Below are 22,193 nucleotides of genomic sequence, written 5' to 3' on the forward strand. Positions count from 1 at the left end.
GGGGGGCTGTTTCTTTTCGGGAAAATGGCGCGGAAAGGGCGGGAAAATGGCGCATGGGCCATGAAAAAGTCTTGTTTTCTCAAGGCTTCCTTTACCCGCCATGGCTAACGTTCCGTTCAGACGTCCGAATGCGGAACAAGAGTGGCAACTGGTATGGCGTATGCTTCCCCTGTCCGGCGGGCGATTGCCTCGCTGCTGATCTCGACGATGCTGGCTGCCTGTTCCGCCGAGGGGCTGGTGCCGCCAGCGCCGATTGACGGCGCGACCCGCGTGGGCGCGATCTCCCCGAGGGGAATGCCGCCGCGCGAGCCGATGTCCCACCAGGCCTATCATGTGCCGCCGGCGCCCGTTTCCCAGACGAGCGGCGCCATCGACTATCTCGACACGCCCGGTCCGGCCGGCGGCTATTCCGCCGCGCCGCCCTCCAGCGTTCAATCCGCTCCGCTCCAGCAGCCGGCTCCGCCGCCGGCGACAGCCGGACGCCTGCCGAAGATCGACAGCGACGAGGCGATGGCGCAAACTTCGGTGGCGGCGAGCGGGCCGATGAGCATCCCGGACGAGGGCGTCAACATGGACGCCCAGTTCGGCTTCGAGGAGAACGCGGCCGACAGCGAGGTCGTGGGCCTGGCCGAGGAACAGGATAGCATGATCGCGGAAGGCAACAGCGATCAGCCGGTTGTGGACGGCATCGGCACCGACAATCCGGTGGCGGTGGGGCAGGGACGGCCGCGAGCGCCCGCAACCGCGCAACCGATCTCCGACGACGTCGTGGTGGTGCCGCCGAAGCGCCAGGGGGCGGGCTTGCAGGGCGCGCCTTCCGGTCAGCCCATGGTCTGGGGAGACCAATCGCCCGTCGTCCCGCCGAGCCGCGCGCCGGCAGAGCCGCAGCAGGAAGTGGCGATGCTGATGCGGCCGGAAAACCCGGCCGCCGAGCCCGAGCGCCCGAGGGTGCGCGAGGTCATGCCGGCTTCCGAAGTGAGCTGCCGCGCCGAGCTTAGGCGCATCGGCGTCGAATTCCGGGATATTCCGCGGATTTCGAACGGCCCGAGCTGCGGCATCGACTTCCCGGTTCTGGTGAGCGGCTTTTCGGGCGGCATCGACCTGAAGCCCGCCACCAAGCTCAACTGCCAGACGACGCTCGCCTTCGCCAAATGGGTGAAACACGAGCTCGCCCCATCCTCGCGCTACCGCTACCTTTCCGGCGTGAAGACCATCGAATCCATGGGCGGTTACTCTTGCCGGCGCATGAACAACAGCCGCCAGAGGTATAATCCGATGTCGGAGCACGCCCGCGGGAACGCGATCGATGTGGGCAAGTTCGTGCTGAAGAACGGCAAGCGGATCGACGTGCGCAAGAAGGGCTTGTTTGCCTTCCGCGAAAAGGGCCTGCTGAAGGCGGTGCGCAACGACAGCTGCAAGTATTTCAACACGGTTCTCGGACCGGGCAGCAATGCCGAGCACTGGAACCACTTCCATTTCGACCTGCGCTCGCGCAAGGCGGGGCGTCGATACTGCGATTGAGGAGCGGCGATGGCGACTGCGGCGACCCTGCGTAAACTGGCCCTATCGCTGGAAGGGACCGCCGAGACGCCGCATTTCGACCGCGCCGCCTTCCGCGTCGTGCGGATCTACGTGACGCTCGCTCCGGACGAATTGACCGCCAATTTCAAGTTCACGCCGGATGAGCAGGAACTCAAATGCCTGACCGCGCCCGAGGCTTTCTCGCCCGTGCCGAATGCCTGGGGGCGGCAAGGTTGGACCACGGCAATTCTTTCAGAATTGGAAGAGGGGGAGCTTGCGGCCGCCCTCGAAACGGCATGGCGGCACGCGCTGCCGAAGCCGAAAAGCGGAAGCCGAAGAACGCGGTAGCATGAAAAGAAAAAGCCGGCACGAGGGGCCGGCTAAGGGGCGGAAGCGGGGACGCGCGGGGAGGTCGTTGCTTCCGAAGACGTGAGCTCAGCACTTATGGTCAATATTTGCCTGGCAAGCGGAAATGAGAAAACGCCAACAACTTGGTCATCACGGTCGCGCATGTGAGGGGTGCGTGCGGCGTGGGAGCACGACCGTTGCTTGCCACGCGGGAACAATGCTGTAAGAACGTCACGGAAAAATGACAGCGGTTGTGGGAGAGTCCCGGTTTGTTGGCAAACCTCCCGGCATACGCAACGTCATCCTCGGGACAAGTCCGAGGATGACGAAAGAGACGTTCCCGCCCCTTCGTCAGTAATCTGGGCAGTTGAAAACTGCGCCGTTCTTTCCCTTGTCCGCATCCCGCCGGAGTGACTTCATGCCGCCGATGACCGAAGTGATCATGTTCGCTCTGGCGCTGGCGGCTGCAGGCGTGGTGGCGGGCCTGCTCGCCGGGCTTTTCGGGATCGGCGGCGGCGCAATCCTGGTTCCCGTCTTCTATCATGTCTTCGGGCTTCTGGGCGTGCCGGAGGAAGTGCGCATGCATCTCGCGCTCGGCACCTCGCTCGCCATCATCGTGCCGACCTCGATACGCTCCTTCATGGCGCACAGGCAAAAGGGCGCGGTGGATATCGAACTGCTGAAGGGCTGGGTGATCGCCGTGCCGCTCGGCACGCTGATCGCCGCGGGAATAGCGGCGGAGGCATCCAGCGTGGCGCTGAGGCTGATCTTCGCGGCGATCGCGCTGGCTCTGGCGCTGCGGATGATCTTCAACCGCTCCACCTGGCACCTCGGCAGCGACCTGCCGGGAAATCCGGTGAAGTTCCTCGTCGGCACCGGGATCGGTATTCTCTCCGGGCTGATGGGCATCGGCGGCGGGGTGCTCAACAACACGTTCATGACCCTCTACGGCCGCTCGATCCATCAGGCGGTCGCGACGTCTTCGGGCGTCGGCGTGCTCATTTCGCTGCCGGGACTGGCGGGCTATGTCTGGGCCGGCTGGGGCGTGCCTGGCCTGCCGCCGTTCTCGACCGGCTACATCAACTGGCTCGCCGTGCTGCTGCTGATCCCGATCACGCTCTATGTGGCGCCCTATGGCGCGCGGCTGGCGCATGCGATGACGAAGCGGCAGCTCGAAATGGGATTCGGCTTCTTCCTCGTCTTCGTTTCGTTCCAGTTCTTCCTGACGACCGTTTTCTGACCGGATTGGTCACTAAAAGCGAACGCAATATTCTTCTCTTGGGGATGGTTTCGAAACTTGCCGTGCCTATATTGGCCGCGAATTCCGCAAATCGATTCCACAAAGAACCGTCCTCATGGCAACCATCGTTTCCGTCCAGAATCTCGCCAAGACCTATGGCAACGGCTTTCAGGCACTCAATGGGGTGAGCCTCGATATCCGCGAGGGCGAGATCCTGGCGCTGCTCGGGCCGAACGGCGCCGGCAAGACGACCCTGATCTCCATTATCTGCGGCCTGGTGAACCCCACCTCGGGCAAGGTGCTGGTCGGCGGGCACGACGTGGTGCGCGATTTTCGCAAGACGCGAGCGCTGATCGGCCTCGTGCCGCAGGAACTGACGACCGACCAGTTCGAAACCGTCTGGAACACGGTGAACTTTTCGCGCGGCGTCTACGGCAAGAAGCCCGATCCGGCGCTGATCGAAAGCATCCTCAAGGAACTCTCGCTGTGGAACAAGCGCGACAACATGCTGCGCGAGCTTTCCGGCGGCATGAAGCGGCGCGTGCTGATCGCCAAGGCGCTGTCCCACGAGCCGAAGATACTCTTTCTGGATGAGCCGACCGCCGGCGTGGATGTGACGTTGAGGCGCGAGATGTGGCAGGTGGTGGAAAAGCTCCGGGCAACCGGCGTCACCATCATCCTGACGACGCACTACATCGAGGAGGCGGAGGAAATCGCCGATCGGGTGGGCGTCATCAACGGCGGCGAGCTGCTTCTGGTGGAGAACAAGACCACGCTGATGCGCAAGCTCGGGCGCAAGCAGCTTCGCCTCGAACTTTCCGAGCCGCTGCCTGCGCTGCCTGACAGCCTCACCCCCTATAACCTGGCGCTTTCGGACGACGGCACCGCGCTGATCCACGAATATCAGGAGGAGGAAGGCGAGGTCAGCATCGCTTCCTTGCTTTCGATGCTCTCGGCGGAAAACATCCATTTCCGCGATCTCTCGACCCGGCAGAGCTCGCTCGAGGATATCTTCGTTTCGCTGGTGGGAGAAAAGGCATGAATTTCGAGGCTATCAAATCGATCTATGCCTTCGAGATGGCCCGCATGCGCCGCACGCTCCTGCAGAGCGTGGTGTCGCCGGTCATCACCACATCGCTCTATTTTATCGTGTTCGGAACGGCGATCGGTTCGCGAATCCAGGCGATTGAGGGCGTTTCCTACGGTTCCTTCATAACGCCGGGACTGATCATGCTGACTTTGCTGACGCAATGCGTCGGCAACGGTTCGATCGGCATCTATTTTCCGAAATTCACCGGCACGATCTACGAGATACTCTCCGCACCGGTCGCGATGACCGAAATCTTGATCGGCTACGTGGGGGCGGCAGCCACCAAGGGGCTGATCATCGGATTGATCATTCTGGCGACCGCCTCCTTCTTCGTCGACATCTCGATCGCCCATCCGTTCATGATGGCGCTCTTCCTGGTGCTGACGGCGATCACTTTCAGCCTGTTCGGCTTCATCATCGGCATATGGGCGAAGAATTTCGAGCAACTCAACATCGTGCCGATGCTGGTCGTGCCGCCGCTGACCTTCCTCGGAGGCAGCTTCTATTCGATCGACATGCTGCCGCCATTCTGGCAGGCGGTGAGCCACTTCAATCCGGTTCTCTATCTCGTCAGCGGCTTCCGCTGGAGCTTCTACGAGATCGCCGACGTCAATCCGCTCGTCAGCCTCGGCATGATCGGGCTCTTCCTGCTGATCTGCCTCTCGGTGCTCGGCTGGATATTCCGGACGGGATATAGGCTGAGGAGCTAGAAATGATGGCAAGCGCTCATGTATGAGCGCTTGCCTGTTTCGTACGACAACTCAGTTATCGGGCAGCTTCAACGGCGTGCTGGCGGCGTATATCGCTCCCAAGGTTGCTGCTCAGGATTGGGCGCCATGTCCGGGCCACCAGGAGTATAGGCGGGCACATTTTGCTTGCACCAGGCCCCCTGCGGGAACGGCTTGCACTTCCACAGATTGCCGTCGACGCCGAGAACCACCGTTTTGCCCCACTCATAGTTCTCGATACCATCCGGCCAGACGTAGTTATAGCCGCCGCCGTTGGACGGGTTCACGGTTACTGTCACCGTATCCGTGCTTGCAGCACCCTTGTCATCCGTCACCCGCAGCATGAAGATCAGCTCTTTTCTCTCGGTGACCGACGGGATCGTCACGGCTGTCGTAGCGGCGTTCGGGTTGTCGATGACAACACCCTCCAGGGTATTATGCAGGTGCCAATGATATGCCAGAGGGTCTCCATCAGGATCGCTGGAGCCCGTGCCGTTCAGGGTGATTGTCGTCGGGCCGACCACAGCCGTATCCTGACCGGCATCGGCAAGTGGAGGCAGGTTGCTGTTTCCATCTTCGATGGAGATTGCAAAACTGTCCTCCTCGCTTGCCACATAGACCTTGTTCTCATAGGGAAGCTGATCGTTGTACTCGATCGCGTCACCTTGCCTGATACCGACGCGAAGCTGGCTTCCGTAGCCCTGGTTGAGTTTATCGGCGAGCTGTTTTGCCCATATGCTTGGTTTCTGGTTGGCGGCGGTAATATCTAGATAGACATCGACTTTTTCGCTGTACAGCGGTGCACTGAAAAGCCGGAAGCGGAGGCGCTCGCCCGGTTGCGGATCGAGACCCCGAGAAATGAAATAGCCTTTGTCAAATGAAGGAGGTTCAGAATCCTCGGCTATCAGATTGATATCCGCGCAGCTATAAAACCCCTCGCTTTCGAACCAGGTGTCGCCGTAGCGCTGCCATCGCACGTAAAGAATAGCCTTTCCTGTCCGTCCGTCCGGCACCGTCACATCAAACTTGAAACGCTTGCTCTCTTCATCATAGGGGGTGTCGCCGACTTCCGTGATGAGGTCGAGATCATCCCACTTCAGGCGCTGACTGAAATCATAGCCAGGTTTGGTCAGAAAGACTTGCCAATAGCTGGGCCGATGGGGAGCCGGGGAGCCATCAAAAACAAGCTCGAAGTTTCCATTTTTCGTAATAATGTCCGTTACATGCCATGCGTTTGACGGTTCGTTGACGCCGTCTTTGCGATTGGAATTGCGATTGCGATAGCGGTCTGCAATTGGATAACCCTGGTCTGCAATTGGATAACCCTTATGAGGGGCCGCCTTGCGCGTCGTACCCACGGTGCCGGAGCAAAGTTGACCGTCGGCAATCTCCTTTTTCACCGTATCGAGATCGCCAGGCGGTTTCGTGTGATGTGCATATTCATGCCATTGCGTGAAAGGGTATTCCCCGCCAATTACTTTCATTTTGCGGCAGGCTTCGTTGGCGGGAAGATTGTCGCCACCCCAGTCGTTCTGCAGGAAGCACCATTTCTGGCGGGCCGGCGGAAATTCTAGCGCGCCATGGGCAAATGCAGGCGTGATTGTTTGCTGCCCGCCGAGCACAATGAGCCCGGCGGTCATAAGACCGTTCATCCATTTCATGATCGCATCTCCTGTTTGCCGTAGCGGAAAATACTGACGAATAATACGGCGATGCAATCTTTACGATTGTTGATTAAGAAATGCAATTAAAAATGGAAATTTGGGAGCCAAAACCACCCCCTGCAACCGCTGAGTGAGCGTATCGGCGAAGTCCGGTTAATCCCGCAATCTCAGCTCGTCCGTCTGCATCTGCAGCGAGCCGAGCGTGGCGAGGAAGGTCATGCCGAGGAGGCTCTGGTCCAGCCGGCCATCTTCCGCAACCATGGCCCGGACGTTGCGGCGGACGATCGGGCCGATCGCGATTTCGTCGATATTGACAGGTGCCGCGCTTGCCCTTCCGTTCGCGGTCAGGACGGTCAAGGTGTAGCGAAGGTCGTCGGGATGGAGGCCGATGCGGGCGGCGTCCTCATAGGTGAGTACGACGGCGCTGGCGCCGGTATCCACCAGCATGGGAAGCGTTTCGCCATCCACCGATACATTCGCCTGGAAATGCCCGCCCATGGTCTTGTGGATGATGACCTCGTTGCCGCCCTCGCTGGTGACGACCACGGCGCTGCCCGGCACGAGCCCGGCATACATGCGCGCCGCAAAGCCGCGGGCGTCGTCGCGATAGAGATAGGCGGCGACGAGCGCCAGGATGATCAGGAGCCAGATGGCGATATAGCGGAGAGACTGGCTCAAGCCCCCGCGGCGGCCGGCGAGAATGCCCGCGCCGAGAAGGCCGGCGATCGGCAGCAGATAGATGAAGCGGCCGAACTCGTCGTTGGAAAGGCCGAGCGTCTGGCCGCTGTCATGGTTGAAGACGAGGAAGGCAAGCCCGATGCCGAGCACCAGAAGGACGAAGGTCAGACCGTTCATACGCTGTCGCGCTCCTTTGTCAGCCCTCGGGCTAGCCGTCGGCGGCGCGTTTCGCGGCGCGGCCGCCGTTCCACGGTTTCGAGCCGTGCCGGAAGCAGCGCCATGAGTTCGCGCCGCTTCTCATCCGTGTAATCCATCCAGCTTGCGATCTCGTCGCGCGTGCGGCCGCAGCCGAAGCAGTAGCCGGTCTTGTCATCGATGGAGCAGACGAGGATGCAGGGCGAAATCATGTTGAAATATATCGTGGTTTCATGCCGCAAGAGCAAGGGCTGCAAGCGTCGCGATCTCGGCGATCTGCTGCGTCGCGCCGATCGTATCGCCGGTATGGCCGCCGAGCTTGCGGGCGACGAAACGGGTGAAGCCGAAACCGGCGAGGCCGGCGACGACCAGGGCGGTGAGAATTTCGGAAAAGCCGAAAGCGGGCAGCAGAACGACGATGGCGAGGGCAGCGCCGATGGCGAGCGCGACATTGCGGATGGATACGTCAGGCATTCCGGCGGACGCGGCAACGCCTGCGGCGCGGGCAGAGGGCAAGGCGCTCCAATGGCCAACCATGACGGCGCGGCTGAGGGCGGCGGCGGCAAGCAGCGCCAGAGCGCCGGCGCACGCTTCCTCGCTCCGGCCGAGCGAGGCGAGCGCTGCGGCGCGCAATCCGAAGGAGAGGATGAGCGCCACCACGCCATAGCTGCCGGTGCGGCTATCCTTCATGATCGTCAGCGCGTGCTCCGCATCACGTCCGCCGCCGAGCCCGTCGGCGGCATCGGCAAGCCCATCCTCGTGCAGTGCGCCGGTCAGGAGCGTCATGAGGCCAAGCGCGATCAGCGCGGCCAGCAGCGGATCGGCGTCCGAGCGCAGCAGCAGGTACAGGACAAGCGCCGGACCCAGCCCCAGCAGGAGACCGGCCGCGGGAAAGGCGCGCACGGCCCGCGCCATCGAACCGTCATGGCCCTGGAAAAAGCGGTCCGGCACGGGCAGGCGGCTGAGGAAGCCGACCGAACGGGCGAGGTCATCGATGAAATCCGTCGCGTTTGGCAGTTGTCCCTCCGTGCTTGCCCGATTATGAACGACGCAACAAAATCCTGATTTGCCGGCAAACACAAGCTGCCCGGCCAAGCCGAGAGAGACATTTGAATGAGCGTGAGCGGCCTGCCTTTCGATGATTTCCGTCACCTGATCCAGAACCTGCCGGGCCCGGATGCGCGGGCGCTGGTGGCGGCGCGCGAGAGGGACGGTCAACTCACCAAGCCGCCGGGTTCGCTCGGCCGGCTGGAAGAGATCGCCTATTGGCTTGCCGCCTGGAGCGGCAGGTCGCCGGCCGTCACCCGGCCGCTGGTGGCGATCTTCGCGGGCAATCACGGCGTGACGAAGCACGGCATCACGCCCTATCCGTCCTCGGTGACCCAGCAGATGGTGGAGAATTTCGCGGCCGGCGGAGCGGCGATCAACCAGATCTGCGTGACCCATGATCTCGGCCTGAAGATCTTCGACCTGGCGCTCGACTATCCGACTGGCGACATTACCAGCGAGGCGGCGCTTTCCGAGCGCGACTGCGCGGCGACCATGGCCTTCGGCATGGAGGCGATCGCCGGCGGCACCGATCTTCTCTGCATCGGCGAGATGGGGATCGGCAATACGACGGTCGCGGCGGCGATCAACCTAGCGCTTTACGGCGGCGAGGCGGAGGACTGGGTGGGGCCGGGCACCGGCTCGCACGGCGAGCTTCTGGAGCGCAAGATCGCGGCGGTGAAGGCGGCGGTGGAGTTCCACAAGGACCACCTTTCCGACCCGCTGGAGGTGCTGCGGCGCTTGGGCGGCCGTGAGATCGCGGCGATCGCCGGCGCCATCCTCGCGGCGCGCATGGAGAAGATCCCCGTCCTGCTCGACGGCTATGTGGTGACGGCGGCGGCCTCGATCCTGAAGGCCGCCAACCCGGCTGCCATCGACCACTGCCTGATCGGCCATGTCTCCGGGGAGCCGGGCCATCTGCACGCCATCGAGAAACTCGGCAAGACGCCGCTTCTGGCGCTCGGCATGCGGCTCGGCGAGGGGACGGGCGCAGCACTCGCGGCCGGCATCGTCAAGGCCGCCGCCGCCTGCCATTCGGGCATGGCGACGTTCGAACAGGCTGGCGTGAGCAACAAGGGGTGAGCAGGCGGATGCGTCAATTCAGTCGAGGCGAGTTTGAGTATCCGGCATCGAGGAAGGATCCCTAGCAGCATGCCTTATCCCGATAATGACGACTTCGCCGTCACCCGGTTCGTAGAAGATTATGTAGGGATATGGTGACGCGACTATTCTGCGCATCGGTTTCGAGCTTGCCGGCTGACCGCTATATGGATGTTCGGATAGAAGCTTGACGACGGCTTCTATCCGATTGCTGATGCGGCCGGCACCTTGCGGGGAATGTTCCGCAATCCCGGCGAGTACGTCATCAAGCTCGATCAGGGCCTCCGGCGTGTAGCGAATTTTCACGAGCGGTATTTCGTCCACACAGCTTCAACTTGCTCTTCAGTCGCGAACTCGCGGCGGGCGGCTTGAGCACGGGATTTGGCAAAGGATGCCTCTTCCTCGGGAGTGAGCTCATAGACAGGTTCGTCATTGCCCGCGAGCGTAAGGACAACGCGGGCGATGTCATCCTGCATTTCCGGCGGCAGGGCCTTGGCTGCCTCGATGGCCTTGTCGAGCAATTTGGTCATGCGCTCAGTATGCCCGAAACGCGCTTTGTAGGGAAGTGAGCCGGACTTACGCGAAGCTCTTGCGGCGGCGTTCGATCGCAGGTGCGTCGCTGACGGCGGGCAGCGTCTGCAGCACGCGGGTGGGAGGCAGGATGGCGATGGCTTCGGTGCCTTCCCGGAGCTTGGAGCGCAGGACGAAATGGCCGTCATGCTTGGCGAGGATCGCCTGCACGATCGGCAGGCCGAGGCCGGTGCCCTGTTCGGCGCTCTTGATGGCGATCGACCCCTGGCCGAAAGCCGAGAGCACGACCGGGATTTCCTCCTCCGGAATGCCGGGGCCATTATCCCTGATCGAGACGTATTGTCCGCCGCCCGCGGTCCAGCCGACCTTGACGGTGATCTCGCCGCCCTGGGAGGTAAACTTCACCGCGTTCGACAGGAGATTGAGAAGGACCTGCCGCATGGCCTTTTCGTCCACCCATACCTGCGGAAGCTGCGGCTCGAACTGCGCGTGAATGGTGATGTCCTTGCCGCGCGCGCGAAGCTGGACCATGCCGATGCAGTCCTCGGCGATTTCCAGAAGCGACAGCGCCTCTTCGCTGAGATCGTAGCGCCCCGCCTCGATGCGCGAGAGATCGAGGATCTCGTTGATGAGGTTCAGGAGATGCTGGCCGGAGCGATGGATGTCGCCGGCATATTCCTTGTAGGTGGGGTTTGCGAGTGGCCCCAGGACCTCCGAGTTCATGACCTCGGAAAAGCCGAGAATGGCGTTGAGCGGCGTGCGCAGCTCATGCGACATGGAGGCCAGGAAGCGGGACTTGGCCAGATTGGCCTCCTCGGCGCGCCGGCGGGCCTCGTCGGACATCGACTTGGCGACTTCCAGCTCCGCGATGAGATTGTCCTTTTCCGACTGGTAGGACATCAGCGTCAGGCTGTTCCGGTAAAGACGATCGGCGATGTAGTGGAAGAAGACGCCCGCCGTCGCACAGATCGCGGTCATGCCGATATCGAGCGGATTGCGGGAAAATGCAGCCTGCACCATAAGCGCCGCAATCACCGGCAGGAAGCCGAAGAGGACGCCCTGGCGCAGCATGAAGCCGCCCATGGCCATGATGGAGATGGCGACGAGCAGCACCGCGCCCTTGTAGAAGTAGAAGCCGTCTCCGCCGCAGGCGCTGCAATCCCTAAGCGCGAACACCGCCCAGCCGCAGCCGATCACCACCTGCGCCAGCAGGAACCGCATCCGCCATTTGGGCGTGTCGTTTGCGCCAAGCTCCTTGCGGCTTGCCCGGCGCGCGAGCAGCACGTGGAGCGCATGGATGCAGAGAACGAGCAGGGCCCATCCGATGAGGTCCGTGCCGGGACTTATATAGATGCCGATGCCCGTGACGAGCGCCACCAGGAGCGGCATGATGAGCGCTCCCTGGAGAATGGCCCTGACATGCATTGCCAGCATGTCGCGGTCGAAGGCCTGGTTGCCGTTGGCGCTCGACTGGAGGCGTTCGCGGGTCGCGCGGACGGCTTTCGAGACGGCCTTGTTGCGGTGGCCGCGCGATCGGTCAACGATGATCTTGTCGGTCGAGGTACTGACGCCGCTACTCATTGCCACAGGAAGTTGAGTTCCGGATGGCGGGAGATTAGCGGTGAAATCTTAAGAAGATACTGCTAGGCAAGGATTTGTTTGCCATTTTTCTGAAGCTTCTGTTTCCATATGAGGCAGGATCGTGACGCGAATTTTCCGGACCCTTCGGGACGGTCTCCTGTTCATCTGCTTTGTCGTGCTGGCCCTGCTGATCGTCGCCAAGCTCGACCGGAACACCGATCCTCCGATACCCGGACCCTATCGCGCGCTTGACGGCGACACGCTTTCCGCCGGGGTGGAGCGGCTGCGGCTGGAGGGCCTCGACGCGCCGGAATTCGACCAGGTTTGCGGATCGCCCAAGGGCTCCTGGAACTGCGGCAGGGAGGCGAGACGGGCGCTCGCCGGCCTCATTTCCGCCGCTTCCGCCGAGTGTTACGGTTTTGCGCGCGATCAGTATCAACGCATTCTCGTGCGCTGCCAGGCGGGCGATACCGACATCAATGCAAGGCTGGTCCGCATGGGAATGGCGGTGGCCTCGGGCAGTGATTATATCGACGAGGAGGACGCCGCGCAGCGCGAGGAGACGGGGATCTGGGCAGGTGAATTCGACCGCCCGCGCCAATGGCGCCGGATGCGCGGCATGATGGAGGAACCGGATGACGGAGACGCTTTCGGGGATTTGTGGGCGCGATTGAGAGGTTGGCTCGGCGGAATGTTCGCAGAATGACCGATAAGATGCAGGGATTGGTGAAGGAAGCGGAAAAGCAGGTCGCGCTGCTACGTAAAGAAATCGCGGCCTGTCGCATCTGTCGCGATATGCCCCGCCGGGGCGAGGCGGATCGCCTGCCGCATGAGCCGCGCCCCGTCTCTGTTCTTTCGAAAACGGCGCGCGTGCTGATCGCGGGGCAGGCACCGGGCCTCAAGGTGCATGAGAGCGGGCTCCCCTTCAACGATGCCTCCGGCAACCGCCTGCGCGCGTGGATGGGCATAACGCGCGAGGAGTTCTACGATCCGGACCTCTTCGCCATCGTGCCGATGGGCTTCTGCTTTCCCGGTTACGACGACAAGGGCTCCGATCTGCCGCCGCGCAAGGAATGCGCGCCGCTGTGGCGGGCGCGGGCGCTGGCCGCCATGCCGCAGGTCGAGCTGGTGCTGGCGATCGGCCAGTATGCGCAGGCCTGGCATCTCGGACCGCGCCGCAAGAAGGGTATGACCGAGACGGTGCGGAACTGGCGCGAATATTTCTTCGCCAATCAGGAGCCGCGCGTGCTGCCGCTGCCGCATCCGAGCTGGCGCAACACCGGCTGGTTGAAGCGCAATCCATGGTTCGAGGAAGAGGTGCTGCCTGTACTGCAGCAGCATGTGGAAAGTCTCATTCGGGGAAACAATTTTCGGTTAACCTCCGCCAAATAGGCTATATAGAGGAAAATCATTTCGAGGGAACTTTGAATGGACCGTCTTGACCGTAAGATCCTGCGCATTCTGCAGGAAGATTCCACGCTCGCCGTCGCCGACCTTGCGAAGAAGGTCGGGCTCTCGACCACGCCTTGCTGGCGGCGCATCCAGAAGATGGAGGAGGACGGCGTGATCCGCCGCCGCGTGGCGCTGCTCGATCCCGTCAAGGTCAATACCAAGGTCACGGTCTTCGTCTCGATCCGCACCGCGAGCCACTCGATCGAATGGCTGAAGCGCTTTTCCGAAGTGGTGGTGGATTTCCCGGAAGTGGTAGAATTCTACCGCATGAGCGGCGACGTGGATTATCTGCTGCGCGTGGTGGTGCCGGATATCGCCGCCTATGACGCCTTCTACAAGCGGCTGATCGCCAGGATCGAAATCCGCGACGTTTCCTCCGTGTTCGCCATGGAGCAGATCAAGTACACGACGGAATTGCCGCTCGACTATATGCTGCTCGACAACCAGAAATCCGGCGAGGAATAGGCGGGCGTGGATTTCCTCCAGCTATCCGCTATACTGCTTCCGAGAAGAGGTGTTCATGCGAATGCTAGAGATAATTCGGTCGAAGAAGGAAGTCATAGCGGATATCGGCACCCATGAAAGCGCTGAAGCGCGGAAACAGGGCGTCTCTTCCTACTATGTCGATCCTGAGGTAGGCGATGGGCTCAAGGAAGAACGGGCCAATGGCGAGAAAGTGGCCCATTCGCACTGTTTCTTGGTTAAACCCGGCGTGCACGCCGCTGGGTAACCTTTTCAGGATAATTGATTATCGACCGGCTCATAGATTGAGTTGTTTCTAGTTCTTTTAGTATCAAAACGACCCCGCTCGCGGTTGGTGCTTGGATTTCAAGTCCGCCTGGAGTTTTGATAAACGCGCTGCGATTTAAGAGCGTTGCTGCAGACGATGCGAGAAACCTCAGAGCAATTAAGCACACGTCTTTCCTCATAGCGGGCCCCTAAAAATACACTCCGCGACTCCGATAGTCGCTGCTGAAGAGTTGGTGGGAGCTTGCCTTGCCAAGGAGGGGGTTAAATGCGGAATCTGAATTTTCCTATAGAATCACGGCTGCTGTTGACTGCAGCTTTAAATCGTCGGAGTTAAATGGGAAATTCAGGCGCTAAAGAGCGTTGCTCGCTCTATTTTTTAGCTTCAACCGCTCCAGAATCTTTTCGCTGGAAAGTTCCCTGACCGCATCCTTGCCGATCCAGCGGGCGGTCTTGTCCGTCGAGGCGGCGAGCCTTTCCGAAACTGCGAGCGCGGGGCCATGGCAGGCGCGGTTGCGCTTGCCGATATTGCGGAGCGCCCAGTTGACCGCCTTGCGCACGAAATTGCGCGGGTCTGTTGCATGAGCTTCTATCAGCGGCAGGAAGGACAGCAGGGCTTCGTCCGTTTTCTTGTGCCGGTGGACAGCCGCGGAGGCGATCACCGCAAAGGCGGTGCGGCGCACGAATTCGCGGGAATCCGCCGCGAGTTCGACTATGAGCTCCTGCCAGAACGGCGCTTTTACGAAGAGATCGGCGGCCGTATCGACGACTTCCCAGGAGCCGAAGTCTTCCGCGAGCGCTTTGGCCTCGTCCCGCGTCAGCGCCGCCGGATCGGCGGTATAGAGCGCCAGCATGCGCGCCTCGCGGATGCCGGTGCGCCAAAGATCGAGCGCGCGGCGATGATCGCGCTTGATGAGACGCGCGATCTTCTGCAATTGCGGATTGGAAATGCCGAGCGCCGTTTCGGTCGCGATGCCGAAACGCGCCATGCCGCGGACGTTCTCCTCGGAGCGCAGCGCTTCGAGATGCGCGACGATTTCCGGCGTGTCCGAGGAGGGACCGATCACTTCTTCTCCAGCCGGGCGAGCAGGGAGGACGTGTCCCAGCGATTGCCGCCGAGCGCCTGCACGTCGCCGTAGAACTGATCGACCAGCGCCGTTACCGGCAGCTTGGCGCCGTTGCGGCGAGCCTCGGCCAAGACGATGTCGAGATCCTTGCGCATCCAGTCGACGGCAAAGCCGAAGTCGTATTTGCCTTCGTTCATGGTCTTGTGGCGGTTCTCCATCTGCCAGGAGCCGGCGGCACCCTTGGAGATGACTTCCACGACCTTTTCGATATCGAGGCCGGCGCGCTTGCCGAAATGGATACCTTCGGCAAGACCCTGCACGAGGCCGGCGATGCAGATCTGGTTGATCATCTTGGTGAGCTGGCCGGCGCCCGCAGGCCCCATGAGCCCGACCATGCGGGCATAGGCGGAGATCACCGGCTTCGCCTTTTCGAAGACGGCCTCATCGCCGCCGCACATGACGGTGAGCACGCCGTTTTCAGCGCCCGCTTGTCCGCCGGAGACCGGCGCGTCGATGAACTCCACGCCTTTCGCCTTGGTGGCCTCGTAGAGTTCCCGTGCGACTTCGGCGCTGGCGGTGGTGTTGTCGATGAGGACTGCGCCGCCCTTCATGCCGGAAAGCGCGCCGTCCGGACCGGTGGTGACGGAGCGCAGGTCGTCGTCATTGCCAACGCAGGTGAAGACGAATTCGGCATCCCGCGCAGCTTCCGCGGGCGTGGCCGCGGTTTTGCCGCCGTATTTCTTCGCCCAGGCTTCGGCCTTGGCGGCGGTGCGGTTGTAGACGGTGAGCTCGTGGCCGCCTTTTTCCCTCAAATGCCCGGCCATCGGGAAACCCATTACGCCGAGGCCGATGAATGCCACATTTGCCATGCTGATCCTCCGTCGTTCGTTCGATATTCGAGGATTAGAACAAACCGGCATAATCGGAAAGCGGGGCTCGGCGAGTTAGGTCCGGTTAGGTTCCTTGTCGTGTGGAAAGAGGGCCTCAGAACGGCTTGACGACGGCCAGGAATACGATCACGACCACCGAGACGAGGACGATCGGCATGCCGGCGCGCACGAAACCGGGCGGATCGAGCTTCGGGTCGGCCTCCATGCGCCGCAGCCAGCCGCCCTGCATGCCGTGCAGAGCCGAGAGCATGATGACGATCAGGAACTTCAGGCCGAACCAGCCGGAGGTGTAGAAACCATAGGTGAAGGCGAGGATGAGGCCGAAGACCCAGGCGCCGCCGAGAGCCGCCGTGGTCACCGTGCGGTCGTAGCGGCGCAGCGCCGGGATGACGCCGGAGCGGATCGCCGGCGGCACCATGCCGATGACGAAGGCATTGACCAGCATGCCGCCGATCAGCAGGAAATTCGAAATGAGATGCAGGGACTTGATGAGGAAATAAGTCATCGTCAGCTCCAGATGAGGGCTTCGGTGAAACCGAGTTCGGCGAAATCCTGTCGGCGCAAGGCCTGCTCGGCGGGATCGGCGGGAAAGAATTCGTCGAGCTGCGGCGGCTTGACGGACGTGCCGGAAAGCATGGAATGGACCTGGCCGCGGTGGTGGATCTGATGCTGGAAGAGATGCAGCAGCACCCGATCCGCCGTCTCGACCTGAACATGGGTCTCGCGCGGAATGAGGACTTCCTGTTTCAGGCTCTCGGAATCGAGCTGGCGACAGTGGTCGATGAGGCGCCGGTCGGCGGCGCGCTGCTCCCGCTCGAGATCGGCAAGAAGGTGAAACGGGATTTCCGGCTCGAAGGCGGCCGAGCCGATGCAATCGCCTTCCAGTGCGCTGATATAGAGCCAGTCGACCGTCAGGATGTGGTTGAGCGTATGGATGATCGAGGGAAAGAAGCTCACGCGCGGAGCTTCGAGCTCGGCCGGCGACAGCTTGGCGCAGGCCTTGAGAAGCCGATGATTGGCCCAGGCATTGTTATAGGCCTGGGCCCGGAAATAGTGCTGGGCAGTCATCCCGAATCCTCCGTCAGGGAGGAAGATTTAGCCCTTCAATCGCGCGATGACCAGATGGCCGGGGCTTGGGTTGCCGTCCTGCATTCGGACATTGATCTCGGAGATTTCGAGGATTTCGAACCCCGTATCGGTAAGCCGGGAGCGGATATAGGCTTCCGAATGAAGAAAGCGCTGGTGAGGCCCGACGACATAGGAGCGCTCGCCGGACGTTTCCTTGGGCAGCGTTTCGGAGGAAAAGACGAAGATGCCGCCCGGCACCATGTTTTCCGCCGCGCCGAAGAAGAGCGGCTCCAGCGCGCCGAGATAGGGCAGCACGTCCGTCGCGGTGACGAGGTCGAAGGGCTCGTCGTCGTTGTCCTCCAGGAAATCCTCGACTTCCGCCACGTAGAGCGTTTCGTAGAGATCCTTCTCGTGGGCGATCTCGACCATGTTTTCGGAAATGTCGATGCCGGTGATGTCGTCCGCCATGTCACGCAGCGTGCCGCCGGTGAGCCCGGTGCCGCAACCGAGATCGAGCATGCGCTTGAAGGGGCCGAGCTTCAGTTCCTGCAGGCGCTGGCGCACCATGACCGGAACCGCATAGCCGAGCTGATCGACGAGTATGTCCTCGAAGCTTTCCGCATGCTGGTCGAAGAGGGTCTCGACATAGGCATCCGGCGCCTTGGGCGGGGTCTCGCCGCGGCCGAGGGCGGCGATGCGGACTGCCGCGCCGCCATGATCCTCCGGATCGATCGCCAGCACGTCCTCATAGGCCTTCACGGCGGCGTCGATGTCGCCGGCCTTTTCGAGCGCCAGCGCCCGGTTATAGGCCTCGGCCAGTGCTTCTTCGTCGATCTTGCTCATGGGCATGTCTCCAGTGTTCGCCGGGCTTTAAGCCGATGGCCTGCATTTGTCCATGACGGAACACGGCGCGCCGCCAATCGTTGAGGAAGTATCCGGGCAGGGGGCGTCGCATGCGATCCGGAGAACGGCCATGGCGGGCGATCAAAAGCCCAGTGTTCTTGAGCAGAATGTCGAAAGGCGCGCGCCTTCGCTACCCATCACCTCGGCCGAAAAGGCCAATATGATCATCCATTACTATCGCGGGGAGATGGGCCGGATGACGAGCTGGCGCGACCGCATCGACCGCACCTCCAACTGGGCGATCACCATGGTCGCGGCGCTGCTTTCGGTCTCGCTCTCGACGCCGACATCGCATCACGGGGTGATACTGTTCGGCATGCTGCTGATCTCCGTGCTGCTGCTGATCGAGGCGCGGCGCTACCGCTTCTTCGACGTCTACCGGGCGCGGGTGCGCAAGCTGGAGCGCCATTATTTCGCCCAGGCCCTCAATCCGCAGGCGGACCTGAAACCGGACTGGGCGGCCTCGATCGCTTCAAGCCTCAGAGACCCGCACTTCCTGATAAGCTATCAGGAGGCGCTCTTCCGCCGCATAAGGCGCAATTACTGCTGGATGTATTTCATCCTGCTGATGGCCTGGGCGCTGAAAATCTCGACGCCCAAGCTGTTGCCCGACGAGACGAGGGCGGACGTGGTCTTCTCATGGGCGGAGGCGGTCAACAACGCGACGCTCGGGCCCGTGCCCGGCTGGGGCGTGATGACCTTCGTGGCCGTCTTCTACGCCGCCATACTGATCGCCTCGCTGCATCGCGGGCGGGGTGAGGGCGAGCTAGCCCACGGCGAGGTACACGTATAGCGCCACATCCTCAGTGGAGGATGAACTCGCCTTTCAATGCGCGCCATTCGCCTGCTGCGATGAGCCGGCGGTGGACATAGCGCACCGAATGGAGCGGTCCGTCCAGCGTCTCCTGCCAGAATTTCAGGAATTCCTTCATCTCGGGGAAATCCGGGGCGAGATCGTAATCCTGCCAGACATAGGTCTGCAGCAGGATCGGATGATCCGGCAGGTGGTAGAAGATCTGGGCGGTGGTGAGGCCGTAGCCTTTCAGCATCATTTCCATTTCAGACTTCATGGCCAGTTCCCATTTATCGTCCTGGAGAACGGCGTTTCCTCGCGCCGCCTCCATAGGGAAGCATGCCACGGTTAACCCAGGCTTTACAATTGGCCGAAGTGAAGGTATTTCAATAAAAATTTCAAAGGCTTGGCAGCATTCATAATCGAGTGCTACCAAGCCTTTTCTAGCGCTTCAGATGGCGCGTCAGCCGGTTTTCGAGCGCAGCCCAGATGTGCCGCAGCGTCTCCACGATGGCGAGATAGAAGATCGCCGCCCAGAGATAGGCCTGGTAGTCGAAGGTGCGGGAAAAGGCGTAGCGCGTCTCGCCCATCAGGTCGTACACCGTGACGATGGCAACCACCGCCGAGCCCTTGATCATCAGGATGATCTCGTTGCCGTAAGGGCGGAGCGCCACGATGAGCGCCTGCGGCAGGATGATCTTGCGGAAGGCGACCCATTTCTGCAGACCGAGTGCCGCCGCTCCCTCATGCTGGCCATGTGGCACGCTTTCGATCGCGCCGCGCAGGATTTCCGCCTGATAGGCGGCCGTGTTGAGGGTGAGGGAAAAGAGGCCGCAATACCAGGCCTCGCGAAAGAACCACCAGAGGCCGACCGCTTCGAGCTGGGGCCGGAAACTGCCGAGCCCGTAATAGACGAGGAAGAGCTGTGCCAGCAGCGGCGTGCTGCGAAAGACATAGACATAGCCGTAGGCGATGGCATTGGCGACGCGGTTCTTCGACATTCGCGCAAACGCGATCGGCAGGGACAGAACGGCGCCGAGAATTATGGCGAGCCCCACCAGCGAGATCGTGGTCCAGAGACCGGAAAGGTAGCGCGGGCCGTAACGCAGGAATTTCTGCTGGTCCCAGCCGTCGATGACCATTCCGACGAGTGCGATGGCGAGCAGCACCCAGAGCGCCAGGATCGCCATGCCGACAATTCTGGCCGCGGTCAGCGGGCGCCGTTCGACCTTCGGCGCCGGGCGGGGCGCGATGAGTTCCTTCGCATAAGTCATCTGCGAGCCCCCGACTTGCGCGTCCAGCGTTCGACGAAGCCGAGGCCGACCGAGGAGATGAGCGCCAGCGCGAGGTAGAGCAGGCAGGCGAGCGTGTAGAAGAAGAAGGCCTCCTTGCTGACGCGCGCGGCAATGCCGGTCTGGCGCAGGATATCGGCCAGGCCGATAATGGAGACGTAGGATGTATCCTTGAGCAGGATCATCCAGAGGTTTCCAAGTCCGGGAAGGGCGATGCGGATCAGCTGCGGCAGGATGACGAGAACCATGGTGCGCGAGCGGCGCAGGCCCAGCGCATCGCCGGCCTCGTACTGGCCCCTCGGGATCGCGCGGAAGGCCGAAAGCAGCACCTCCGACGAATAGGAGGAGAAGACGACGGCGAGCGCTGCCATGCCGGCGAAAAAGGCGTTGATCTCGATCCGCTGCTCGATGCCGAAGGAGGCGAGCACCGACTGGATGAGGATCTGCAGCCCGTAATAGACGATGAAGAGGGTGAGCAGTTCCGGCAGGCCGCGGAAGATCGTCGTATAGATGCCTGCGGCAAGCCTCAGCAGCTTCTCCTCCGATTGCGCCGCAAGCGCGATCAGGAAGCCGATGACGAGCCCGACCGGCAGCGTCGCGAGAGCGAGCGTGATGGTGACCTTGACGCCGAAGGCGATCTCGTCACCCCAGCCGGTATCGCCGCAGGCGACGAGGGTATCGGAACCGAGCAGCGAAAAGATGCCGACAGGGCCACAGAGCGGATCGAGCGCTGTTGTGAGGGCGGAAAAGAATCCGCTCATAAGCTGATTTTCCCCTGCGGCTTTATGACTGCCGCTTTAGATTCGGTCTCATTAAAAGGGAAATCGGCGGAAGGGCAAGCCTTCCGCCGACCGATAACCTGACAGATACGTGATCAGTCGTCGTTGCCGTAAACGTCGAAGTCGAAGTATTTGTCGTTGATTTCCTTATACTTGCCGTTAGCGCGGATGCCCGCGATCGCCGTGCTGAGGCGGTCGGCAAGCGCGGTTTCGCCCTTGCGCACGGCAATGCCTGCGCCTTCGCCGTTGATCTCGACGTCAACCGGCAGGGTGCCGAGGATCTTGCAGCACGCGCCGGCATCGGACTTCACCCATTCCGACAGTACGACCACATCGTCGATGACGGCATCGATGCGGCCGTTCTGGAGGTCGAGCTTGTATTCGTCAGCCGTCGGATAAAGCTTCAGGTCGGAATCCGGCATGTGCTTTTCGGCGTAGTTGGAATGGGTCGTGGAGCCCTGCGCGCCCATCGACTTGCCGGCAAGCGCCTCTGGGGTTGCAGCGGTGATCTCGGAATCCTTCGGCACGGCGATTGCCGGCGGGGTGTTGTAGTACTTCTTGGAGAAGTCGACCTGTTCCTTGCGCTCCGGCGTGATCGACATGGAAGCGACGATGGCGTCGAACTTCTTCGACTGGAGCGCCGGAATGATGCCGTCCCAGTCATTGGTCACGAATTCGCAGGTGACCTTCATTTCCTCACAGAGCGCCTTGGCGATGTCGATGTCGAAGCCGGTCAGCGTGCCGTCGGCTTCGAGATTGTTGAAGGGAGGATAGGCGCCTTCGGTGCCGATGACGAGCTTTTCCTGTGCCATAGCCGAGCCGGCGAACAGCGAGAGCGCGGCAATCGAGGCGGCTGCAAAGAAACGTGTGGAGATACGCATGATGATCCTCTCTGTTGGCGGACCGCGCGGCCATTGATCTTTTTTGCCGCGTCGGAAAGCAGGTCCACGAATGGTCCCGCCGAGACTTTTAGATACCGCTGCGGCCGAAATTGCAACGGCATTTTACGTTCACGTCCGCCATTCCCATGGGCTCGAGATGAATGGCGCGTTCAGGAGAGGTTCAGCCCGGCGCTCCCAGTGTTTCACGGAACATTTTCCGGTTCCACGCAGTTGAGCCGCCACCAAGTCCGCCGGTCAGAAGATCAAGAAGAGCGCGGGCGAAAGAAGGGACGACACCCGAGAAGAGGAAATGTCGATGTCGAAAAAATTCAGACTTTTCAGCAGCGTTGCGATGCCTTTTGTCTCGCTGCCGCTGATGATCCAGCCTGCCGGCGCAATGCCGTCCGTGCCCGATGCACAGGTCCGCGAGGCGCCCGCCGTCATCGAGGTGCAGCAGCGCATTCTGCCGCCGGGCGCCGAAGAGGGAGAGGAGGGCGAGGGCCGGCGGAAGCGGCGGGAAGAGCCGCAGCAGGAAAGCCCTCAGGAGGAACCCCAGCGGCAGGAGCGCCCGCAGGAAGAGCGGCCGGAGCCGGCTCC

At 61.8% G+C, this 22,193-nt stretch carries 26 protein-coding genes and 1 pseudogene; 11 read left to right on the plus strand and 16 right to left on the minus strand.

Annotation, left to right across the window (positions count from 1 at the left end):
* Positions 1 to 153: 153 nt before the first annotated feature.
* From ACE04I_RS05485 to ACE04I_RS05505, 5 genes are all read left to right on the plus strand, one after another.
* Positions 154 to 1,521, plus strand: coding sequence for an extensin-like domain-containing protein (locus ACE04I_RS05485; RefSeq protein WP_046792432.1), 1,368 nt, complete (start codon positions 154 to 156; stop codon positions 1,519 to 1,521).
* Positions 1,522 to 1,530: 9 nt separating this feature from the next.
* Complete coding sequence (locus ACE04I_RS05490; RefSeq protein WP_046792431.1) at positions 1,531 to 1,869, plus strand: MmcQ/YjbR family DNA-binding protein; 339 nt, start codon at positions 1,531 to 1,533, stop codon at positions 1,867 to 1,869.
* Between the two features lie 418 nt (positions 1,870 to 2,287).
* Positions 2,288 to 3,109, plus strand: a complete 822-nt coding sequence (locus ACE04I_RS05495) for a sulfite exporter TauE/SafE family protein (protein ID WP_046792430.1) — start codon at positions 2,288 to 2,290, stop codon at positions 3,107 to 3,109.
* A 115-nt stretch (positions 3,110 to 3,224) separates the two neighbouring features.
* Positions 3,225 to 4,151, plus strand: coding sequence for an ABC transporter ATP-binding protein (locus ACE04I_RS05500; protein WP_046792429.1), 927 nt, complete (start codon positions 3,225 to 3,227; stop codon positions 4,149 to 4,151).
* Positions 4,148 to 4,909 carry an ABC transporter permease gene (locus tag ACE04I_RS05505; RefSeq protein WP_046792428.1) on the plus strand — a complete coding sequence of 254 codons (762 nt, stop codon included), beginning with the start codon at positions 4,148 to 4,150 and terminating at the stop codon, positions 4,907 to 4,909. The genes ACE04I_RS05500 and ACE04I_RS05505 overlap by 4 nt, the downstream gene beginning before the upstream one ends.
* Before the next feature lie 68 nt (positions 4,910 to 4,977).
* On the opposite strand, the gene ACE04I_RS05510 is transcribed toward ACE04I_RS05505, so the two are convergent.
* The 4 genes from ACE04I_RS05510 to ACE04I_RS05525 form a co-directional block, all read right to left on the minus strand.
* Complete coding sequence (locus tag ACE04I_RS05510) at positions 4,978 to 6,588, minus strand: lytic polysaccharide monooxygenase (protein ID WP_046792427.1); 1,611 nt, start codon at positions 6,586 to 6,588, stop codon at positions 4,978 to 4,980.
* 156 nt (positions 6,589 to 6,744) lie between these two features.
* Positions 6,745 to 7,446, minus strand: a complete 702-nt coding sequence (locus ACE04I_RS05515; protein ID WP_046792426.1) for a TIGR02281 family clan AA aspartic protease — start codon at positions 7,444 to 7,446, stop codon at positions 6,745 to 6,747.
* Positions 7,443 to 7,676: a DUF1289 domain-containing protein gene (locus tag ACE04I_RS05520; RefSeq protein WP_046792994.1), complete on the minus strand. Its 234-nt coding sequence runs from the start codon at positions 7,674 to 7,676 to the stop codon at positions 7,443 to 7,445. Before ACE04I_RS05520 ends, ACE04I_RS05515 begins: the two co-directional genes overlap by 4 nt.
* A gap of 19 nt (positions 7,677 to 7,695) precedes the next feature.
* Positions 7,696 to 8,481: an adenosylcobinamide-GDP ribazoletransferase gene (locus ACE04I_RS05525; protein WP_046792993.1), complete on the minus strand. Its 786-nt coding sequence runs from the start codon at positions 8,479 to 8,481 to the stop codon at positions 7,696 to 7,698.
* Positions 8,482 to 8,577: 96 nt separating this feature from the next.
* On the opposite strand from ACE04I_RS05525, the gene cobT reads away from it, so the two are divergent.
* Positions 8,578 to 9,594, plus strand: coding sequence for a nicotinate-nucleotide--dimethylbenzimidazole phosphoribosyltransferase (cobT, locus tag ACE04I_RS05530; protein ID WP_046792425.1), 1,017 nt, complete (start codon positions 8,578 to 8,580; stop codon positions 9,592 to 9,594).
* A gap of 18 nt (positions 9,595 to 9,612) precedes the next feature.
* On the opposite strand, the gene ACE04I_RS05535 is transcribed toward cobT, so the two are convergent.
* From ACE04I_RS05535 to ACE04I_RS05545, 3 genes are read right to left on the minus strand one after another with little or no spacing between them, the layout of a single operon-like run.
* Positions 9,613 to 9,918: a type II toxin-antitoxin system RelE/ParE family toxin gene (locus tag ACE04I_RS05535; protein WP_046792424.1), complete on the minus strand. Its 306-nt coding sequence runs from the start codon at positions 9,916 to 9,918 to the stop codon at positions 9,613 to 9,615.
* Positions 9,915 to 10,142 carry a hypothetical protein gene (locus tag ACE04I_RS05540; RefSeq protein ID WP_046792423.1) on the minus strand — a complete coding sequence of 76 codons (228 nt, stop codon included), beginning with the start codon at positions 10,140 to 10,142 and terminating at the stop codon, positions 9,915 to 9,917. The genes ACE04I_RS05535 and ACE04I_RS05540 overlap by 4 nt, the downstream gene beginning before the upstream one ends.
* Before the next feature lie 46 nt (positions 10,143 to 10,188).
* Complete coding sequence (locus ACE04I_RS05545; protein ID WP_046792422.1) at positions 10,189 to 11,724, minus strand: sensor histidine kinase; 1,536 nt, start codon at positions 11,722 to 11,724, stop codon at positions 10,189 to 10,191.
* Positions 11,725 to 11,845: 121 nt separating this feature from the next.
* Between ACE04I_RS05545 and ACE04I_RS05550 the strand changes: the two genes are divergently transcribed.
* Genes ACE04I_RS05550 through ACE04I_RS05560 form a run of 3 tightly spaced genes read left to right on the plus strand, consistent with a single transcriptional unit; the run spans position 11,846 to position 13,641 of the window.
* Positions 11,846 to 12,430: a thermonuclease family protein gene (locus ACE04I_RS05550; protein ID WP_487206721.1), complete on the plus strand. Its 585-nt coding sequence runs from the start codon at positions 11,846 to 11,848 to the stop codon at positions 12,428 to 12,430.
* A complete protein-coding gene (locus ACE04I_RS05555) occupies positions 12,427 to 13,116 on the plus strand; it encodes a uracil-DNA glycosylase family protein (RefSeq protein WP_487206722.1) in 690 nt (229 codons plus the stop codon). The genes ACE04I_RS05550 and ACE04I_RS05555 overlap by 4 nt, the downstream gene beginning before the upstream one ends.
* Before the next feature lie 36 nt (positions 13,117 to 13,152).
* On the plus strand, positions 13,153 to 13,641 hold the full coding sequence (locus ACE04I_RS05560; protein WP_046792420.1) for an Lrp/AsnC family transcriptional regulator: 489 nt from the start codon (positions 13,153 to 13,155) through the stop codon (positions 13,639 to 13,641).
* Positions 13,642 to 14,276: 635 nt separating this feature from the next.
* Here the strand turns inward: ACE04I_RS05560 and ACE04I_RS05565 are convergent.
* The 5 genes from ACE04I_RS05565 to ACE04I_RS05585 form a co-directional block, all read right to left on the minus strand.
* Positions 14,277 to 14,990: a DNA alkylation repair protein gene (locus ACE04I_RS05565; RefSeq protein ID WP_046792418.1), complete on the minus strand. Its 714-nt coding sequence runs from the start codon at positions 14,988 to 14,990 to the stop codon at positions 14,277 to 14,279.
* Positions 14,987 to 15,859 carry an NAD(P)-dependent oxidoreductase gene (locus ACE04I_RS05570; RefSeq protein ID WP_046792417.1) on the minus strand — a complete coding sequence of 291 codons (873 nt, stop codon included), beginning with the start codon at positions 15,857 to 15,859 and terminating at the stop codon, positions 14,987 to 14,989. Before ACE04I_RS05570 ends, ACE04I_RS05565 begins: the two co-directional genes overlap by 4 nt.
* A gap of 115 nt (positions 15,860 to 15,974) precedes the next feature.
* A complete protein-coding gene (locus tag ACE04I_RS05575) occupies positions 15,975 to 16,385 on the minus strand; it encodes a CopD family protein (RefSeq protein WP_046792416.1) in 411 nt (136 codons plus the stop codon).
* 2 nt (positions 16,386 to 16,387) lie between these two features.
* Positions 16,388 to 16,948, minus strand: coding sequence for a DinB family protein (locus ACE04I_RS05580; protein WP_046792415.1), 561 nt, complete (start codon positions 16,946 to 16,948; stop codon positions 16,388 to 16,390).
* A gap of 27 nt (positions 16,949 to 16,975) precedes the next feature.
* Positions 16,976 to 17,797, minus strand: a complete 822-nt coding sequence (locus ACE04I_RS05585; protein WP_046792414.1) for a class I SAM-dependent methyltransferase — start codon at positions 17,795 to 17,797, stop codon at positions 16,976 to 16,978.
* 124 nt (positions 17,798 to 17,921) lie between these two features.
* On the opposite strand from ACE04I_RS05585, the gene ACE04I_RS05590 reads away from it, so the two are divergent.
* On the plus strand, positions 17,922 to 18,644 hold the full coding sequence (locus ACE04I_RS05590) for a DUF2270 domain-containing protein (RefSeq protein WP_046792413.1): 723 nt from the start codon (positions 17,922 to 17,924) through the stop codon (positions 18,642 to 18,644).
* Positions 18,645 to 18,654: 10 nt separating this feature from the next.
* Here ACE04I_RS05590 and ACE04I_RS05595 read toward each other — a convergent pair whose 3' ends face one another.
* The 4 genes from ACE04I_RS05595 to ACE04I_RS05610 all read right to left on the minus strand — a co-directional run bounded on the left by ACE04I_RS05595 (position 18,655) and on the right by ACE04I_RS05610 (position 21,596).
* On the minus strand, positions 18,655 to 18,921 hold the full coding sequence (locus ACE04I_RS05595) for an usg protein (RefSeq protein WP_046792991.1): 267 nt from the start codon (positions 18,919 to 18,921) through the stop codon (positions 18,655 to 18,657).
* Positions 18,922 to 19,087: 166 nt separating this feature from the next.
* The gene (locus tag ACE04I_RS05600) at positions 19,088 to 19,918 is read right to left on the minus strand and encodes an ABC transporter permease (RefSeq protein ID WP_046792412.1); all 831 of its coding nucleotides are present in this window, start codon (positions 19,916 to 19,918) and stop codon (positions 19,088 to 19,090) included.
* Positions 19,915 to 20,697, minus strand: coding sequence for an ABC transporter permease (locus tag ACE04I_RS05605; RefSeq protein ID WP_046792411.1), 783 nt, complete (start codon positions 20,695 to 20,697; stop codon positions 19,915 to 19,917). Before ACE04I_RS05605 ends, ACE04I_RS05600 begins: the two co-directional genes overlap by 4 nt.
* Before the next feature lie 113 nt (positions 20,698 to 20,810).
* On the minus strand, positions 20,811 to 21,596 hold the full coding sequence (locus tag ACE04I_RS05610) for an ABC transporter substrate-binding protein (RefSeq protein ID WP_046792410.1): 786 nt from the start codon (positions 21,594 to 21,596) through the stop codon (positions 20,811 to 20,813).
* Positions 21,597 to 21,912: 316 nt separating this feature from the next.
* Here ACE04I_RS05610 and ACE04I_RS05615 point away from each other — a divergent pair.
* Positions 21,913 to 22,193, plus strand: a pseudogene (locus ACE04I_RS05615) (hypothetical protein); the annotation flags it as partial.

The sequence above is a fragment of the Rhizobium moroccans genome, assembly GCF_057559155.1.